General features: G+C 66.5%; 13 protein-coding genes. 1 reads left to right on the top strand and 12 read right to left on the bottom strand.

All coding sequences use genetic code 11. The features are described from left to right. Positions 1-2: 2 nt before the first annotated feature. From AB0M56_RS02750 to AB0M56_RS02710, 9 genes are all read right to left on the bottom strand, one after another. Positions 3-938 carry an ABC transporter permease gene (locus tag AB0M56_RS02750; RefSeq protein ID WP_364170270.1) on the bottom strand — a complete coding sequence of 312 codons (936 nt, stop codon included), beginning with the start codon at positions 936-938 and terminating at the stop codon, positions 3-5. Next, positions 935-1,936 carry an ABC transporter permease gene (locus AB0M56_RS02745; protein WP_364170267.1) on the bottom strand — a complete coding sequence of 334 codons (1,002 nt, stop codon included), beginning with the start codon at positions 1,934-1,936 and terminating at the stop codon, positions 935-937. The genes AB0M56_RS02750 and AB0M56_RS02745 overlap by 4 nt, the downstream gene beginning before the upstream one ends. 91 nt (positions 1,937-2,027) lie before the next feature. Next, positions 2,028-3,698: an ABC transporter substrate-binding protein gene (locus tag AB0M56_RS02740; RefSeq protein ID WP_364170264.1), complete on the bottom strand. Its 1,671-nt coding sequence runs from the start codon at positions 3,696-3,698 to the stop codon at positions 2,028-2,030. Positions 3,699-3,980: 282 nt separating this feature from the next. Further along, positions 3,981-4,460 (bottom strand): uridine kinase, encoded by a 480-nt coding sequence (locus AB0M56_RS02735; protein ID WP_364170261.1) that lies wholly within the window; start codon positions 4,458-4,460, stop codon positions 3,981-3,983. Between the two features lie 44 nt (positions 4,461-4,504). Beyond that, positions 4,505-4,942 (bottom strand): DUF2304 domain-containing protein, encoded by a 438-nt coding sequence (locus tag AB0M56_RS02730; RefSeq protein ID WP_364170259.1) that lies wholly within the window; start codon positions 4,940-4,942, stop codon positions 4,505-4,507. A gap of 9 nt (positions 4,943-4,951) precedes the next feature. Then, complete coding sequence (locus AB0M56_RS02725; RefSeq protein ID WP_364170736.1) at positions 4,952-5,689, bottom strand: glycosyltransferase family 2 protein; 738 nt, start codon at positions 5,687-5,689, stop codon at positions 4,952-4,954. 27 nt (positions 5,690-5,716) lie between these two features. Then, entirely contained in the window at positions 5,717-7,693 is a 1,977-nt protein-coding gene (locus AB0M56_RS02720; RefSeq protein ID WP_364170254.1) for a DUF6541 family protein, read from the bottom strand. A gap of 79 nt (positions 7,694-7,772) precedes the next feature. Next, positions 7,773-9,095 carry a hypothetical protein gene (locus AB0M56_RS02715; protein WP_364170252.1) on the bottom strand — a complete coding sequence of 441 codons (1,323 nt, stop codon included), beginning with the start codon at positions 9,093-9,095 and terminating at the stop codon, positions 7,773-7,775. Then, positions 9,092-10,111 carry a glycosyltransferase family 2 protein gene (locus AB0M56_RS02710; protein WP_364170250.1) on the bottom strand — a complete coding sequence of 340 codons (1,020 nt, stop codon included), beginning with the start codon at positions 10,109-10,111 and terminating at the stop codon, positions 9,092-9,094. Before AB0M56_RS02710 ends, AB0M56_RS02715 begins: the two co-directional genes overlap by 4 nt. Before the next feature lie 71 nt (positions 10,112-10,182). On the opposite strand from AB0M56_RS02710, the gene AB0M56_RS02705 reads away from it, so the two are divergent. Then, entirely contained in the window at positions 10,183-11,292 is a 1,110-nt protein-coding gene (locus AB0M56_RS02705; RefSeq protein ID WP_364170247.1) for a UDP-N-acetylglucosamine 2-epimerase, read from the top strand. A 709-nt stretch (positions 11,293-12,001) separates the two neighbouring features. Here AB0M56_RS02705 and AB0M56_RS02700 read toward each other — a convergent pair. From AB0M56_RS02700 to AB0M56_RS02690, 3 genes are all read right to left on the bottom strand, one after another. Continuing rightward, positions 12,002-12,472 (bottom strand): hypothetical protein, encoded by a 471-nt coding sequence (locus AB0M56_RS02700; protein WP_364170244.1) that lies wholly within the window; start codon positions 12,470-12,472, stop codon positions 12,002-12,004. A 32-nt stretch (positions 12,473-12,504) separates the two neighbouring features. Then, positions 12,505-16,461: a nucleic acid/nucleotide deaminase domain-containing protein gene (locus tag AB0M56_RS02695; RefSeq protein ID WP_364170242.1), complete on the bottom strand. Its 3,957-nt coding sequence runs from the start codon at positions 16,459-16,461 to the stop codon at positions 12,505-12,507. 481 nt (positions 16,462-16,942) lie between these two features. Beyond that, positions 16,943-17,494 (bottom strand): hypothetical protein, encoded by a 552-nt coding sequence (locus AB0M56_RS02690; protein WP_364170239.1) that lies wholly within the window; start codon positions 17,492-17,494, stop codon positions 16,943-16,945. Positions 17,495-18,070 lie beyond the last annotated feature (576 nt).

Genomic DNA, 18,070 nt, shown 5'->3' with positions numbered 1-18,070 from the left:
GGTTACCGCCGGTTCTTCGGGTCGAGGGCTTCACGCAGGGACTCGCCGAGCAGCGTGAACCCGAGCGCCACCACGATGATCGCGATGGCCGGGTAGTACGCGAGCTCCGGGCGGATGTCGAGGAACTGGCGCGAGGCGTTGCCCAGCATCAGCCCCCACTCCGCCCGCGTCGGGTCCGGGTCGCCCAGGCCGAGGAACGACAGCGCCGCGGCCTCCAGGATCGCGGTGGCCAGCGTGAGCGTGGCCTGCACGATCACGGGGCCCAGCGAGTTGGGCAGCATGTGGCGGAACACGATCGTGCCGCGTTTGACGCCCAACGACGTCGCGGCCAGCACGTGGTCGGCTTCCCGTTGCGCCAGCATCGAACCGCGCAGCAGTCGCGCGAAGATCGGCACGCCGATGATCGACACGGCGAGGATCACCGTCCACTGGCTCGGCTTCGCGAACAGCGCCGCGATCGAGATCGCCAGCAGCAGCGAGGGGAACGACAGCAGCACGTCGACCAGTCGCATGAGGACGGTGTCGACCCAGCCGCCGAACGCACCGGCGAGACCGCCGATGATGACCCCGACCAGCACGCCGATCACGGTCGCGAGCACACCGACCAGCAGCGTCTGCTGCGCCCCGACGATGAGTCGCGACAGGAAGTCGCGGCCGAAGTCGTCGACGCCGAGCGGGAAACCCGGGCTCGGGCCGGGGATGATGCCCTTGCCGAGCTCCACCTGGCTCTGCAGGTAGCGGATCTGCGGGTCCTTCGGGGCGATCAGCGGCGCGAAGATGGCCAGCAGCAGGAACAGCAGCGTGATCACGCCACCGGTGATCGCCACCGGGCTGCGCAGCATCCGCCGGAACGCCTCGGCTCCGAGGCTGCGCCCACTGGCCGACGCCTTGGCCAGCTTGTCGATCGGCTCTTTTTTCTTGGCCAGCAAAGTGTTCATCGCACACGCACCCTCGGGTCGATGATCCCGTACGAGATGTCGACCAGCATGTTCACCAGCACGTAAACCACAGCCCCGAACAGCAGCAGCGCCTGCAGCCGGGGGTAGTCACGCCGTTCGATGCCTTCGGCCAGCAGGAAGCCGAGGCCACGGAAGTTGAAGACCCGCTCGGTCAGCACGGCGCCGCCGAGCAGCGCGCCGGTCTGCAGGCCGATGGTCGTGACCACCGGCAGCAGCGCGTTGCGCAGCACGTGCCGCCGCCGGATCACCGACTGCGTGAGCCCCTTGGAGTTGGCCGTGCGGAGGAAGTCTTCGTTGAACACGTCGAGCACCGAAGCGCGGGTGATGCGGGTGATCACCGCCAGCGGGATGGTCGCCAGCGCGAACGCCGGCAGGATCAGGTGCTTGATCGCGTCCCAGACGGCGTCCCACTCACCCGTCATGATGCCGTCGAGGATGGCGAAGTTCGTGATGCTGGTGGCGTCGATGCCCGGCGCCTGGCGGCCTTGCGAAGGCAACCCGAGCGGGGTGGCCAGCACGTCCTGCATCGTGTAGCCGAGGAAGAACACCGGCACCGCGACACCGACCAGCGTCAGCACGATGATGATGTTGTCCGGCACACCGCCGCGGTAGCGCGCGGCCAGGTAGCCGAAGGGCACGCCGAGCACGATCGCGATGATCATCGCGGAGAGCCCGAGCTCGATGGTGGCGGGGAGGAACGTGCCGATCTCGCCCATCACCGGCTGGGCCGAGACGAGGGAGTTGCCGAAGTCGCCGGTCACGGCGCGGCCGAGGAACTTGAAGTACTGCAGGATGATCGGCTGGTCCAGACCGAGCACGTGGTTGAGGCTGGCGATCTTCTCCGGCGTCGCTTTGTCACCCAGGAGCGCGGCAGCGGGGCCGCCGGGCAGGGAGCGCAACCAGGCGAAGACCAGGATGGACAGGATGAGAAGCGTCGGAATCGCTTGTAGCACCCGACGCACTAGGAAACGGAGCACTTGTAGTCCTTTGTGTACAGCCCGGGAACGTGGGCAAAGGGGGCAGGCGCGGTAGCGCCTGCCCCCCAGCCCGGCTGCTCAGCGGAGCACGTCAGCCGATCGTGACGTTGTTGAAGCGTTCGTCGGTGAGCGGGCTGGCCACCACACCCTTGATCTTCGGACCGACCACGATCGCCGGCGTCGGGTAGGCGATCGGGATCGCGGGCAGGTAGTCCATGATCTGCTTGTTCACGCCCTGGTAGGCCTTGGCGTGCGCGTCGCCGGCCGGCGAGCCGTCGGCCGCGGCGAGAGCGCTGAACAGCTCGGGGTTGTTGAACCCGAACTCCTTCTTCTCGCGGCCGAAGAACGTGCCGACGAAGTTGCCGGCGTCGTTGTAGTCACCGGTCCAGCCGAGCAGGTGCAGGTCCTGCTTGCCGAACTTCTGCACGTCGTCCTTGTAGCCGCCGTTCCACGGCTCGGCCACCGGCTGGATCGTGATACCGATGTTCTTCAGGTCCTCGGAGATCGAGGTGAACGTGTCGGCCGGGTTCGGCATGTAGGGCCGGGTGACCTCGGTCGGGTAGTAGAACTTCAGCGTGAGGTTGCTGGCGCCGGCCTCGGCGAGCAGCTGCTTGGCCTTCGCCGGGTCGTACGGGTACTTGGTCACGTCGTCGGTGTAACCCGAGATGGCCTTCGGCACGAACTCGGTGGCGACCTCGGAACCCTCGGCCAGCTTCGACTTCACGAACTGCTCGCGGTTGATGCCGTAGGCCAGGGCCTGGCGCACGCGCACGTCCTTGAGCTTCGGGTTGCCCGACTGGTTGATGCCCAGGTACAGCACGTTGAACGACGGGCGGATGAGGACCTGCTCACCCTCGTTGCGCAGCAGCCCGTAGTCCTGCGGGGCCGGGAAGTCGTAACCCTGGATGTCGCCGGCCTTCAGGGCCTGCTTGCGCGCGTTCTCGTCGGGGATGACCTTGAAGACGAGCTTGTCGAGCTTCGCCGGTGCGTAGCTGGAGTCGTTGCGCACCAGCGTGATCTCACCCTTGCCCTGGTCCCAGCTGTCGAACTTGAACGGGCCGGTGCCGGTCACGAACTTGTACGCGTAGTCGCTGTAGGTGAAGGAGTCACCGGACTGTGTGACTTTGTCCGCGTCGTGCTGCTTCATTGCGGTCGGGCTCTGCATCGCGAACGACGGCAGCGTGAACGCGGCGGGGAACGCACCCTTGGCCTTGTTCAGGTTCACGACCGCGGTCGACGGGTCCTTCGCCTCGCAGCTCTTGAACACGGGGTCGCCGCCGGCATCGCCCTCGTTCTTGGCAAAGCCCTCGAAGACGTCGCCGTAGTAGATCATCTGGCTCTGGGCGGCAGCGCCCTTCATGTTGTACCAGCGGTTGAAGTTGTAGCAGACCGCGTCGGCGTTGAACTCCGTGCCATCGCTGAACTTCACGCCCTGCTTGAGGGTGAAGGTCCAGGTCTTGCCGTCGTTGCTCGACTCCCACTTCGTGGCGAGCGAGGGCTCCAGCTCCGCGGTGCCCTGCTTGTTCTGGATCAGCGTGTCGAGCATCTGGCGCGTGATCCGGAAGGTCTCGCCGTCGTCGTTGAACACCGGGTCGAACATCTTCGGGTTGCCGGTGTCGCCGAAGACCATTGTGCCTCCGGTGCCACCGCCTCCGGCCTCGTCGCGCTTCGACTCGGCGCACGCGGTGAGCGAGACCGCGAGCACCCCGGCAAGCCCGATCAGGGCCGCTCGACGTGTTCGGGTCAGGCGCAATTGCTGCATCTGGCACCCCTTGGGAGATGTTCGGTGTCAAGTACCGTCCGGTCGGTCAGGAAACTCTCGGACGGTCGGTGTGCTCGCCGACACTAGCGGGAACTCGGCTTGCACTTAAGCACGTGAGGTTACGATCGCGCTACGTAAGGGCCAAAGTCACCGCAATGTGTCGAGAATTGTGTACGCAACGTGACGAATTTTGTCGCATTGGTACGGAGAGTGGCACTATGGCCACTCTAATGGCCTAGTACCGAAGGCGGTTTTCGGGTCGTTTCGGACGCGCGGTGACGATCAAGGCAGTCTGGTTTGTGCCGATTCGGGTGTGCCGTCGACGGCGAACCAGCCTTGTTCGAACAACTGCCAGCGACGCAGGTGGGCGCGCGACGCCTCACCGTCACGGGCCACGGCGCGTTCCAGCCGTTCCGCCGCCGTGCCGCCCTCGATCCAGCACAGGTGCGACAACCTCGGACGCATCGATCGGCGGCCGCTCGACACGCCCTCCAGCACCAGAACCCCAGGCACCCCAACGGTCACGAGTTCACCCGGTCGTGGTTGCCCGGAGGTCCAGTCCACCCGCCGGTACTCGCCGGCGCGCCCAGTCGAGAGCGGTCCCAGCACGCCACGCTCGAGCTGTGGCCACCACGCCACCGGGTTGTCCCACGTCGCGAACGCGTCGGTGCTCACGAGCGCGGCCCGCGACCCCAGCTCCGCAACCACGGCCTCGGCGAGCGTCGACTTACCGGCCCCGGACGGCCCGTCGATCGCGAGCACACGAACGCCGCCCAGCCGAGGCGGGGCGGCGAGCAGTGCGGAGATCAGCGAACGCGTGCGGCGCTCACTTCGGGCAGGCCCTTCACGTCGTCGGGCGTGGCCGTCTTGACCTCCAGCGCCGCGATGCGGGCTTCGAGCTCCCGCTTGGTGTCCTCGAGCTCGCAGCGCAGCAGCGCCGTCTCCTCGACAGAGGTCCGGACCTCTTCCTCCAGGTGCCCGACCTCGGTGGACAGGTGCAGCGCAACGAGAGCCAGGACGACGCCGGCCAAGAAGAAGACCAGGTTGGACGGTGTCTCGACACCTGTCGCTCGGGCGAGGAACTGCGCTGCCGAAGGCACCACGGCGAGGACGACCACGCCGATCGCCAGCACGAGCCAGATGCCTGCGTACTTCTCGCGCAGCTTCCGACGCCGCATCATCTCGATGACGACGAACAGCACCAGACAAGCGATGACGATGCTCAGTACGCGCCAGCCGGCCATGTGGTCCCCTTACGCAGCGTCGGACGAGTCGACGGACGGACGACGACGGACAAGTGCGAGCAACAGCGCCAGGCCCGCGCGGGTCAGGTAGACGGCGGACTTCACCGGCGAATGACTCGGGGCGCCACCGGTGCGCTCGCGCATGATCACCGGGATCTCGGCGATCACGAGCTTCGCCCTGATCGCCATCACGAGGGACTCGACCGTGTCGCCCAGGTACTCGGCCGGGTAGTACGCGGCGAACATCCGGATCGCGCGCGGCCCCATGGCCTTGAACCCGGACGTGACGTCGCTGAGCTTGCGGCCGGCGAGGCGGCTGAACACGAGCGACAGCACCACCATCGCGTACTTCCGCGGCCCGCTGGCCTTGTAGGCGCCCTTTCCGGCGAATCGGGAGCCGATCGCGATGTCAGCGCCCGCGTCGAGCGCTTCCAGGAGGGCACCCACCTCGTCAGGGTCGTGCTGCCCGTCGGCATCGACCTGCACGACGACGTCGTACCCGCGGGCGGCGGCGTAGCGGAAACCCGTCCGCATCGCACCGCCGACTCCCAGGTTGACCGACAATCGGGCCACCTCGGCGCCCGCGGCGCGCGCCAGCTCCGCGGTCCGGTCCTTCGAGCCGTCATCCACCACGAGCACGTCCATGCCGGGGAGAGACTGCTTGACATGGGAGATCACGGCCCCGACGCTGGCCTGCTCATTCAGCGCCGGCATCACGATGAGTACTCGCCGGGTGCTCACGGACATGCTCGACACGGAGATCACCTTAGCTTCTCACTGCCCGTGAGCGTCGTCGGACCCGGAGCCGGGCGTGGTGGCGCCGGAGGCGACCACACCTGCTTGTCCTTCGATTTGGTAGATGGTGGCGCCATCGTTGCGGAACACCTCGCGGAAGTCCGGGCCCGGCGCGATGTCGGCCACACCCACGGACTGCTCCGCGGTGGGGGTGGCCATCCCCTTGCCGACGATGACGTAGCGCACGTGCAGATCCGTGAGGTCCTTGCGCACCTGCGGGAACTGCTCGATGTCGTCGAGCCACACGCTGAGGTAGCCCGCTTCGGTGTCGGCCGCCGCGCCGTAGAAGTTCCACTCCACCGGCATCACGCCGGAAAGCGCGTACATCCACGCCGAGCCGTCGGCCTTGTTGTTCATCACGCGTTCACCGGGCACGGTGTGCGCGGCGAGCCAGGCATACGCGGCTTCTTCGGCCTTCGAGACGGTAGGCCCGTCGCCGTAGTTGATCTCGAGGCGGGCGGTGTTGCGTCCGATGTAGCCACCGCGGCTCAGCCCGCCGACCACCAGACCCAGCAGGACCACGCCGATGAGCGACAGCGCCGCGGGCGCGAGCGGCACGCGGGTACCGACCTTGCGCGCGAACCAGGCCGACGCGGTGTGGGCGAACTCGCCGAACGCGACCGCGCCGGCCAGCGGCACGAGCGCGGCGATGCGCCAGTGGTCGTTGTAGAACGGGCCGGTGATCGTGTCGATCAGCGGTGTCTCGAGGGAGACCGTGGCCGCGAACAGGCCGCCGAACACGATGTACGCGCCGACCACCCACATCATCCGGCGGTGCCGGATCAGCAGGAACACGCCGATGATGGCCGGGATGCCGATCCACCACTGCGGGAAAGCGGCCATCGGGGAGAACGTGATGGTCTCGCCGAGCGCGCCGCTGACCGTCGCTTCCGATGCCCACGTCGCGCTGGTCACACCGCCCGCGTTGTACAGCGACGGCAACACGAGTGGGAGACCCAGCACAGCGGCGAGGACGACGGTCGCGATCAGGGACGGTGCCGAGCGCCGCCAGTCGATCTTCTCCCAGCGGACGAGCACCGCGACGAGGATCAGGATGAAGTAGACCGCGATCACGAAGATCAAGCTGGTGTGCAGGCCGGCGAGCCCGGCCACCCCAACCCCGATCGCGATGGGCGCGGTGACCCCTCGCGGGCGCAGCAGGTGCTTCGTGACCGCGAGCACCGCAGGCAGCATCGCGACCCCGGCGACGTAGGGCCACAGCGGCCCGCGCCAGAGCGAGTCGTAGGGGAACGACGTGAACCAGGTCGTGACGGCGGCCGCGGCGGCAACGCCGAGCGGCGGCATCTTCCACGCGCGGCACATCGCCGCGACACCGAGCGGCACCGTCAGGATCACGGCCAGCACAGCGAGGTTCAGCGTCGGCATCATCGTGAGCCCGGCTTTGCCGAACACGAGAGCGAGCAGCGCGTGATAGGTGTCGGGGTAGAAGTAGTCCGTCTGGTTCGGCAGGTTCGCGATCGTGCCCACTGTGGACGGCCGTGCGTCACCGTGCTCCGCGATCCAGCGGACGAGATTGCCGTGGAACGGGGCGTCCCAACCCTGCTGGACGCTGCTGATGCCGTTCGTACCGCGGAGGAACGTGACCGTGCCGACCGCCATCCCGGCCAGCACGCCGAGGCCCATGACGAGGTGGTCGCGCACAGGCAACCGCGGCTCGGACTCCTCGTCGGTGCGTTCCGGGTGCCGCCGGGTGTTCAGCTGCCGCACCGCGAACGAAAGTCCGAAACCGACCGCGGCGAGCACGAGCGTCCAGATCGCGACGTTGAGCAGCGACCAGCGGATGCCGAGGTCACCGAGCACCGGGACACCGATCGCGACCACACCGAATGTCATCAACGGCGCGGCCGCGGCGAGCGTCCATCCCCTGAGCCGGATGGCGGCACCAAAGACGAGCCCGGGCAGCCAGAACGCAAGCAAAACCACAAGAACGTTCATCGAATTCGCTGTCCAACCTGATCTGCGCTTGATACCGACGCACTCACGGCGGTTTTTCCGCAGTCACAGTACTGCGGCACTAGGACGACGTTTCACCGGTGTCTGAGGTTGCCTCGACGGGCGATTTGCCCAGCACGAAGATCAGCACCACCACGAGCCCGACGGTCGGCGCCGCGGCAAGCGCGACGACCGCACGCAGCACCGTGTCACCGGGGATCACCAGCAGCAACACGGCCGCAGTGGCGGCGACCACAGCCCAGGTGACGAGCACGCGCCGCGCCTGCGTCCGCGCGACCAGCACCGCGGTGAGCAGCTGCATCGGTACCAGCAGCACCGACGACCACACGAGTCCCGCGACCGCCCAGCTGTCGACCTGATAACCCGCGCCGTTCACGAACCGGACCGCCCACGGCCCGATCAGCGCGCCGACGACCGCGCCGAGCGCGGCCAGCGCCAGCGACACGAGCGTGCCCAGCGACAGCACCCGGCGCAGGCGGTGGCGACCTTCGGTGCTGGTGGACAACCGCACGACGAACGGCACGGCGAGCGACTGCACGGGCCCGATCAGGGTGAGCGGCAGCCGGGCGATGACCAGCGCAGCGAACAACGCGCCGATCCGACCGCGGTCGCCGCCGGGGGCGAGTAGGCCCACCAGGGCCGGGTACCCGGTGATGACGCTGGCCGTCAACGCCGCGCCGAGCAGGAGCATCAGCATCCGGCGCACGGTGACGGACCAGCCGCCGCCGACGGCGTACACGTCGACCAGATCGCGCGTCTGCCGCACGAACAGCAGCCAGGCGAACGAACCGGCCGCGACCGCGAGCGCCAGCGTGACGAGGTTGTACGCCGTGGCCACGACCAGGGCACCGAGCACGATCGCCCGGAACGCCGGCTCGGCCACGACCAGCCAGGAGAAGTGCTTGACCTGGTGCTGCCCGATCAGCAGCCCCCGGATCCCGAACTGGCACGCGAAGGCGACGCCACCGCACAGCACGGTCAGCGCCAGCTCCCACGTCCCGTGGAACAGCCGTTCGTTGACCGGCGGGATGAGCAGGCAAAGGCCGAACACGGCCGCCGCGCCGACACCGGTCGCCACGGCACGAAGCGCACCTCGACCGGCGCGGCCGCCGGTGAGCGCCGCCACCGCGGACTGCCGGGACAACTCCTGCTCCAGCGGCGACAACGCGCTGCCGAGGCCCATCAGCAGGCCCCAGAACGTCACGAAGGTGGCGTACTGGTCCGGGGGAAGCAATCGGGCGCAGGCGACGGTGAGGACGTAACCGAGGCCGATCGAGGCGATCAGCGAGCCACCCAGCTTGCCCGCCGTGCCGCGCGCGGTACGGGGTCCCCGGTCAGCGACCGGCTCCTCTGATTCCCGCGCCTGGCTCAACGGTGCGCTCATCGTCGCTTCATCATCGCCCGCAGGGCGAGGTACAGACCACGTACGACGCCGGCGCCGAACCCGGTCGCGAACACCGGCAGCAGCGTGGTGACCGCACGGGCTTCGGCGTTGGCGGCACCGCACTGCTTCACCGCGACACCGGCCGCGGCCGCCGCGCCCACGCCGGTGACGGCTGCTGTCCTGGGCCGCTTCGCGGCCAGGCCCAGCCCTGCGACACCGACCGCCAATGCCCCGAACAACGCGTTGCGTGCCACACCGGGCGAACCGAGGTAGGAATCGACATACGTCGTGCCTCGGAAGAACGATTGGGCGTAGAACTTTTTGAACGAGTCACGACCGTGATAGGTCGCCGACAGCTCCGGTGCGAGGTAAATCCGCTCGTGTTCCGCAATCCAGCGGAGCATGCGCGTGTCGTCACTGGCGAGCCGGATGTCGTCGAACAAAGAAGCGAACGCGACCACGGAACCTTCGAGCAGTTCGCGGCGCGCGCAGAAAAATGTGGTGCCCTTCGGGTACACGTCGAAATCTTCGATCCCGAACGACATCAGCCTCGGGTTCGCGCAGTAACGACGCCACGGCACCTTGACCAGCCCGGCCATGAAGCCCGCATACGGATTGTGCTCCGAAGCCACGTTGATGTGGCCGTTCCAGACCGCGCGCTCGGGGTGTTCGACCAGTTGGTCACGCAGGAAGGTGAGGCTGTGGGAGTCGATGATCACACGGCTGTCCAGCAGCATGATCCAGTCGCCGGCGGCCTTGGACATCCCGGCGCGGCGGGCCTCGAACCGGCCGCCGTTCGCCTGGCTGAGCACCGTGATGCCGTGCTGTTCATGCAGTTCGGTGAGCTTTTCGGCGGTGGCGTCGGTGCTTCCGTCGTCGACCACGAGGATCTCGATCGGCCACTGCGCGGCCTGTGCCGACGCGACGAGCGCACCGACTGAGCGGCTGATCCAGTCCTGCTCGTTGTAGACCGGAATCACGACGCTGAGCGAGGGGAGGAGCGGGTTCGCACTCACGGGGCGAGGGTACCCTGTGCGGTCGGGCCGGACGTGCCCAGTATCCTTCGGGCACCGCAAACCGACCAGAAATGGGCCTTACGGTGATTTCCTTCATTCTCGGCACCACCGCGGAACTGATCAAGATCGCGCCGGTCTACCACGGGATCGCCGAGCGCGGCATGCGGCCGAAGATCTGGTTCACCGCGCAGCATGTGGACGAGGTGGCCGACGTGCTGTCGGACCTCAAACTGCCGGAGCCCGACATCTGGCTCGTGCCGCAGGACAAGGCCCACAACCTGGAGTCGCCGGCGCAGGTGCCGGGCTGGGCGGCGCAGGTGCTGCGCACCGCGTGGAGCCGCCGGGCCGAGCTGCGCGCCGCGCTGAACGAGGACGGCCGGCCGCCGCTCGTGCTGGTGCACGGTGACACGTTCACCACGCCGTACGGCTCGCTGATCGGCAAGCGCATCCTGAAGTCGCGCGTGGGGCACGTCGAGGCGGGCGCGCGGTCGGGCAGCATCCTGTCGCCGCTGCCGGAAGAGCTGAACCGCAAGATCGCGGCGAAGATCGTGGACATGCACTTCGCGCCGAGCGCGCGTGAGGTGAACAACCTGCGCCACGCGCGCGGCGTGGTCGTGGACACCGAGGCCAACACGGCGATCGACGCGATGCGCCTGGCGATCGGCCAGCCGCTGGACGTGCCCAACCTGCCGGAGAAGTTCGGCCTGGCCACGCTGCACCGCTTCGAGCTCGTGTCGCGCGCGGACAAGTACCGCGAGGTGCTGGAGATCCTGCGCGAGCAGAGCCGCAAGATGCCGATCCTGTACATGGCCGGCGCGCCCGAGCGCGAGAAGATCCGGTCGCTGGGCCTGGACAACCTGTTCGACGACAAGTTCATCGCCCAGCCCAAGATGCGTTACCTGAAGTTCCTGCCGCTGGTGGCGCGCGCCGAGTACGTGGTCACCGACTCCGGCGGCCTGTCCGCCGAGTGCTACTACCTCGGCCTGCCCTGCGCGGTGCACCGCGAGCGCACGGAAACCCCGCAGCACCTGGGGGAAACCGTTGTGCTCACCGAGATGCGCGGCGACAAGCTGCAGAACTTCCTGGACACGTACCAGAACCGCCGCGGTGAGTCCTGGATGGACAAGTACCACCCGTCCGACATCATCGTGGACACGCTGGCGCAGCTCGGTTACTGCTGAGCCCGCGCCAATGGAGCACCGGGTGCGGCAAATGCGGCTTCGGCGAGGTCTCAGGTGCCGGCGTCGGCCGCATTGCATCGCGATCAAGCGTTGGTGTTGACGTCAGGCCTTGCCTCGGCATGACTGTCCCGCTGACGTGCCCGGATCGCGAATCCGGGCTGGTGTCGCGTGACTCTGGTGCTTTACTCCCGTTGTTGTCGACGAGTTTCTTGATATTGGTTTGCATGAGTTGGACTTTGGCCAGGATCTCGTCAGCAACGCGACGTGGACGTCTTGGTTTCGGCGGGGTTTCACCGCCTTGGCCTGGAAGCCCAGGAACGCCGCGCCATCGCGAACCGGGGTCCACTCGCCCCTAATGTGGCCGGCTCCCACGTTCAAACGCGGCGAACAGGCTTAGTCGTGCCGTTGCGGGCGTAGTCAGGGGTACGCCGCTCGGGGCAGCCGTAGCCACGCACAGCGCGGTTTGAGTGTGAAGTTTCGCGATCCGCACTGGCGCCGGCCGTTGACGTCACAGCCAACGGCCGCCTGGGCAGGTACCCGGCGTGACGCCGTGCCAAGCCATCAGCTCAAGTCTGTGCCGCCGACATGGCGCGGATGCACGGAGCTCCGCTGCACACAAGGGCGCCGGGGCGATCACGGCGCCTTGATTTAGCGGGTGCTCGCCGCTATACGGCGGCGAACCCCGCGCTGAATCAGGTCTCGACGCTTATCAGCGTTCGAGCATGGGGGTTTGAGGTGCGGACAGAACTCGGTAATAGTGCTCCGTCTCCGAAATTTCTGTTGCGATCCCAAATTCCGCTGCAGAGAGTACAGACAACACGGCTTGCCGCATTACTTCATTGGCCTTGGTCACATATTTCAGGAGAGGTGAGGTCAGCGACTGTTTCATCACTATGTTCTTGTACTCTATTGTGCCGGCCAACGCAGGCTCCCAGTCCAATATCACTCCGTACGGACGTTTGTGGCTCACGATGATTTGCACGCCCGCGGGAGAACCCAGTGCATTCGGACTGTCATCGGTCACGACCGCTGCGGGTATCCCGAATCTTTCCAGTTCGGCTTGTGCTAGGTTGGCAAGTTCGACCCATCCGGCGACGACATCGTCTGGAGCCCGAAACAACGGCTGCTCCTCGAATGGCGGTGCCGCCCAGTAGAATTCTCGGGCATCAACCACGTTCATTGAACAACGCTTCCTCTGTTTCGATCATGTAGCTAGCCAATTAACGTTCCACCTTGCAAGCGAATATCAATAAGAGATGCCAGTAATCGCCATTCTTCCTTGCTGTCTCCCGCGTATGTTATGGCGTAGTATACCGGCCGGTCGGGCGCGAGGATGCCGCCGAGGAGCGCGGAACAGTCGTTTTTGTCTGGACCGCATGGTGATCGTTCAGTGAAGAGTCGTTCTATTGTGGCTGGGTCGATATCGGCGTCTTGGAGCTTTTTGACGATCATCTCCTCAGAGTGTCCACCGGTTTTGCTGCTCAGGCCGAGAACGTATCCGTCTCCGAGTCCGGGTTCTATGCCGTTAAGTGTGGCATCGACGTACCCGGGAACCTTTGCGACGGCGATGTTATCCGTCGGAAATTTGGTTTTTCCGAACGCGATTCGAGCTTTGTAGGCGGCATCGACGACGTCGTTGCCCCATTTCGTGTACTGGATCTGGATCGGGCAGAGGTTGCTCGCGGCCGCGGCGGTAGTGCGGGCGGCGAGGCCGGTGATGCAGGATCCGGCTTGTTTGGCGAGGTTGAGGGCGAGGTTGGCGAGGCCTCGGCTGACGGCGGTGTCGGTGAGGAAAGAGGCTTCGGTGAGAGCGTTGAGCCGGGTAGTGAGGAAGGTGTCGGTGGCGAGGCCGGTGAGGAGTTCGGTACCGAAGGTGATTTCGAGACCGGCGCCGGCGGCGTCGGCGACGGCTCCGGCGCCGAGGGACGCGAGTCCACCGATGATGGGTGCGGCGCAGGTTTCGGCGCAGAAGATCCCGACCCCGGCGACGATGACACCGGCGACGATGGTGCCGCCGATGATCCACCATTTTTGGGTGTTGGCGTCGTCCTGGGCTTGCTGATATTCGTGAATCGCCTGGTTGACGACGTAGGCCAGGCTGGGGTCGTAGGCGGCCTTGAGGCAGTTCTGAAAGGCATCCTGGCTGAGGCCATTGAGCTGCTGGCAAACCGCGACGTTCCGCTGGGACTCGCCGGTCGGGTCGTCGACCAGGCGTGACGCAGTGACCAGGCAGGCGTCCCGGTCCGGACCTGCGGGAACGGTCCCGCAACGCTGATTGAGCTGGTCTTGTGCGTGTTGTTTCGCGGCGGCTTGTTCAGCCTCTGCTTTCTGTACCGCCTGGTCGCGGGCTGCGTTGGCGGAGTCGACAGCAATTTGGGCGTCTTTGCCGGCCGCGATGGCATCGTTGTAAGCCTGCTGCCAAGCGGCAACGGCAGACTGTGCCGAACGAGCCGCACTGTTTGCCGAATTTCGGGCGCTGATCGCGGAGAGCGTCGCGTGCACCGCGGCCTGCGACGCCCGTCGCGCGGCCACGGCCGCTGTATCGGCGGAGGTTGCTGCCTGCTGCGCTGATGTCAGCGCATGCTGTGCCGATTGTGCGGCTTCGGTGGCGAAGTTCGCCGCTTCGGTGGCGTGGTTGTTGGCCTCGGTCGCGTAACCAGCGGCTTCGTCTGCGGCGTTGCGCGCGGTCGCAGCGACGGATTGTGCGGTGGCCGCGTCTTGCGCTGCTTTTGCGGCGACGGAGTGGGTTTCGGAGACGAGGCTGGCGACCGCGGAGTCGTGGACGGCGGCTTCGTGGTCGTGGCGTTCGGCGATGTATTGCCCGTTATCCCGGTACTGGCGGATGATTTCCGGCGAACCGGCAAGGGCGGCTTGGGCGAGGAGCTTGGTCTCGGGGCCGGCGTCAGGGTTGGCGATGAGCTGGTCGAGGGCGATCCGGTCGTCATGGTTGCGGGCGATGTTCAGCCCGGTGTCGAGGAACTGTTGGAAAGCGTCGACGGTTCCCGTGTCGAGTGCGGTTTGGGCAGCGTCGGCGACAGTTGCGTTGCCGTCGTCGCGGGCGGCAGCGAGTGCCTGGTTGACGGTGATTCGCAGGTCGGTGGCCTGCCGGAAGTAGGTGGGGTGGGTCAGGAACTGAGTAACGGCGTCGTCACCGGCCGCGAGTGCGGCTTGGGCACCGGCTTTGAAGTTGGCCGTGCCGTTGTCGATGAGTTCCTGCAGCGTTTCCCGGTTGTCCCTGGCTGTCGCGTCAGTGAGCGCGGTGTGGACGAATTCGGTGACGCCGGTGTCGTCTCCGGTGAGTGCGCCTTCTGCGGCGGCGCGGGTCCACGGGCCCGCGGTGTCGAGAAGTCGCAGGGCGATCTTGCGTCCGTCGGCGACGACCAGCGCGGGATCCGCGCCGGGGGCGGTGGCTTCAGCGATCCAGCCCTGGGTTTCGGCGTCACGCTGGGTCTGCTGCGGGAGATCGCGGTCGCGAGTCAGGCCGAGCTGGTCGGAGACGGTGAGTGATTGCTGCGCCGCGTCGGTCGCCTGCTCGGATTGCACCTCGAGCCGGTCGGCGTCCACCTGGCGAGCTGCGTCGTAGAGCTTCTGCGCCTGGTCTGCCGAGTCCACTGCGATCTGTGCGGCGGCGGTCGCCGAGTTCGCATGGTCGGTGGCCAGTTGCGCGGCGTTTTCGGCTTCGCCCGCGTGCGCGGCCGCGTCGGCGGCGGCTGCGGCTGCGATGGCGGCGTCGGCTGCCGCGCGCACAGCCAGGTCACGCGCCTGAGCGGCGGCAGCCGAGGCCTCGTTGGCGTAGGTTTGCGCCGCGTTTGCCGCGCGGGCAGCGATGTCGGCCTGTCGTCGCGCGGCCGCGGCTGCCGCGACGGCGCGACTAGCGTCCGCTCCGGCTGCCTGCGCCCACTGAGCCGCTTGCTGTGCGGCCGAGGCGGCGCCGTTGGCGTCGTCCTTGGCCGAGACTGCGTATCCGACCGCTTCTTTGGCTTTCCCTAGCGCGGCCTGTGCTTGGTCGATAGCGTCGACAGCCTTCTGCGCGGCTGTGGACGCGGCCGCGGCGTCTTGCGCGGCCTTCGAGGCGTCTCCGGCCTTGGTGCGGTCGGTTCGTGCCGCGGCTGCGTAACGCCACGCGGTACTCGACGCCTGTCCGGCCTTGGCCGCCGCGGCCGAGGCACGCGCGGCGGCGCTGGCCGCGATGCGAGCGGCAGCCGTCGCGGCATTCGCGGCGCCGATGGCCGCAGTCGCGGCACTGGCCGCGCGGTTGGCAGCGCTGGCCGCACGATCAGCCGCCGCGGCCGCGCCCTGGGCGTTCTGTTGTGATTGCTGGGCTGCCGCGGCCGCTAGTTCCGCGTCCTGGCGGGCGAGGTCAGCTTCATGGAGGGCCTTGTTCGCGGAATCCGTCGCGGCTTGGGTTTCTTTTGTCGCGCGGTCGCCGGCGACCTTCGCCGCGTCCGCGAGCTGGGAGATGCTGTCGGTCTCCGCGTCTCGTGCTTCGGCGACTTCCCATTCGCGCTCGATGAACAGCCGCAACGCATCCGGGGTGTGTGCATCCAGCGCGGTTTGTGCAGCGGCCTTCACTTCGGGACCACCGGCGGCGAGGATCTGGTCGACCTGGACACGAAGGTCGACCGCCTCGGCCTGAACGGCGGTGGTGTTGAGGAAGGTCTCCAGCGCGTCCTGGGTCCCGGCGTCGAGCGCGGTCTGGGCCGCTGCCTGCACCTGCGGGCCGCCTCCGGCGAGGATCTGATCCACCCTCACGCGCAGGTCGTTCGTCTGCGCTTGTGGCCACCCCGTGTCCAGGAAGGTCCGCAGCGCCGTGGGGTCGCTGTTGGCGGCATCGAGTGAATGCTGAGCCGCCGCCTGCACCGCGGGCCCGCCCGAGGCCAGGATCTGGTCGACCGCGATCCGGTCATCCAGATTGTGGAGCCGGTCGACATTGCTGTTGAGGAACGCATCGATGTCGGCGTCCGAGCCCAGCAACGCCCGCTCTGCCGCGGGTTTGACCTGGCTACCCCCGCTTCGCCACAGCTCCAGCACCTTCGCCCGAGGCGGCAACGCCGTCGCGGGCGACGGATTCGTCGCCGCCGCAACAGCGGCCGCCCTGACTTGTTGGGCGTCAGCTGGCGTCAGACCGAGCAGCGAAACGACAAGCGCGGTGATCAGCGTGAAGATCACGCCGCGCCGCAGTGGACGTCTGAGCTGGCGCAGTAACCGCGTGTGGCGGGATCTCCCACGCGATGTCCGGCCGAAACGGTGCGCTCTCAACTCGGATTCCTTCCTGCGGACGTGCGAGGGCAACCCGGTGACACCTCGACACCTCGAGGCGTCCTTGGAATGATCAAGCGACTGAGGTCTGGAACTGTCGACGCTGTCGGGGATTTCGCGGCAGAGACATCGCGAAACCCCCATATGACCGCCAGTGCCAGAAGTACGGCACCTTCGTGGAGCCGTTGATGCCGAGGCAGTTAGTGGCGCTGTAATGGAAGCTGCTGCGATGGCCGGCGATGATGATGCGTTCATCGCTGCTGGGACAGTCCAGCGTGCCGGGGTTCTCCTACATCACGGCCCATGGACGGTACGGGCTGAGGTGCCGCCGCTACACCGCAAGCGCACATGACACCGGTCGGCTTCACCGCTCGACACCTTCGAACCCTGGTCAGGCGTGGGACTCCAGGCGCAGCAGAGTGGTCGGGGCGTTGTTCGGGTCGTCGCCGATTCCCACAGGGGTGGAGCCTATGGGTCTAACCTCGACGGTGCTGTGCTCGCCGGAGTCGGTGGTCAAGTCCGCCTTGACCTTGTGGCCTTGCTCTGAGGACGAGCCATCCCCGCGGATCTCGTACACCGCCGGCACCAGCAAGTTCAGATATCCGGCGGATGCGGTGACCTTAAAGCAAAGCATGCCTTCACCGTTGGCGCCGATGAACTCGGTGGTGTAGACCTGCAACAAGCCCTTTCCGAGGCCCTGGTCGGTCGCGCAGTCAGCGAAAAGGATGTGACCATCACCCGAGGTCAGGACGACCCCGTACTCGTTCTTGATCTGCGCTGCACCCGGATAGGAAAAGTCCTCCACCAGGGTCGCCTGGTCGTCCGCGACAGCGGAGGTCGGCCCCGCGACCGCCACCGGACTCGACAATGAGCCCGAAATCATCACCAGCACGCCTGCGGCAGCGCCAACTAACAGCGGAAACCATCTTCGCGAAATGCGCACGAGACCTCTCTCCATGACCAAAGTTGCGTGGTTGACAGTTTCACGAACAGCCCAAATGCACAGAGATGCGGTAGTGAAAATATGATAATAGCGGATCCTGATACCCCATAATTACAAATTAACACTAGCAAGATCACCTCGGTATGATCAACGTAAAGAACCAGTACAGTGATCTGTTTCACAGTATGGTAAATAACTGACATACTCGGCTTCCACTATCGTTTGAGCTGATTGGGTGGAACCCTACTGCCGCATGGAGTAAATCAACTGCAAATGGTCCACAGAGCTACCACCGCTACGGGCCGCGCCTTTAAGCTGCGTCTAGGTCATCCGGAAGATTCGGACACTCGACACCCCAGCTTCAGGCCTTCACCCGATCCAGACCGATTTGGTTCAGACCGGTGCAGGCAGGCCAGGTCAAGCCCCCAGGAGCAAACCAGACAAGTAATCTGGATCACCCACAACCGGCGGTAGCTCGCCGCTGGCTGTCGTGGTTAGTCTCGATCGCGCCGGGATGCGAAGCGCGATTTTCGCAGAATCTAACGGTGGGTAATTCCGATATGCACATGGCCAAAC

The organism is Amycolatopsis sp. NPDC051372 (assembly GCF_040682095.1).
Taxonomy (GTDB): domain Bacteria; phylum Actinomycetota; class Actinomycetes; order Mycobacteriales; family Pseudonocardiaceae; genus Amycolatopsis.
The sequence above is the reverse complement of the archived record's forward strand: the minus strand, read 5'-3'. Positions and strand labels throughout refer to the sequence as shown.